The organism is Bradyrhizobium sp. CFUWI (assembly GCF_056429085.1).
In genome coordinates, this window is record NZ_JBWJZE010000175.1 from 1 (window position 1) to 462 (window position 462).

The 462-nt window shown below is 71.4% G+C and carries 1 protein-coding gene; it reads right to left on the reverse strand.

The features are described 5' to 3' along the window. Window positions 1-462, reverse strand: a 462-nt coding sequence (locus AC066S_RS39280) for a hypothetical protein (protein WP_478271975.1), incomplete at both ends; no start/stop codon positions are given.

Consider the following 462-nt stretch of genomic DNA (forward strand, 5'->3'; position numbering starts at 1 on the left):
CCATGCCGGGCAGCAGGCCGGTGCCGGCGACGACCAGCAGCACGGCCGTGGCCAGCAGGCAGACAGTGATGGTGCGCTCCAGGCGCGCCACGCGGCCGGCCAGGAAGCCGCCCACCACCATGCCGGCGGCGCCGCACAGCATGTAGCCGGTGACGACCATGGAGGTGAGCGACAGCGGCAGGCCGTACATCTTCTGCAGCGTGGGGCCGGCGAAGCTCTGGATGACGCTCAACGAGCAGGTGGTCCAGAAGAAGAATGAGAAGCACAGCCACACGGAGGGCAGCCGCAGGAAGGCCATGGGATGTTCGGCGATCGCGCCCTGGCCCACGCCCGCCGACGTCGCGGCGGCAGCACCCGGTTTGCCGGCGGCCGGCGAGGCGGCTGCGGCGCCGCGGCGGTCATCGAGCGCATCGCGGTTCAGCACCATGATGGTGAGGATGATCAGCGCGAGCACGCCGCCGC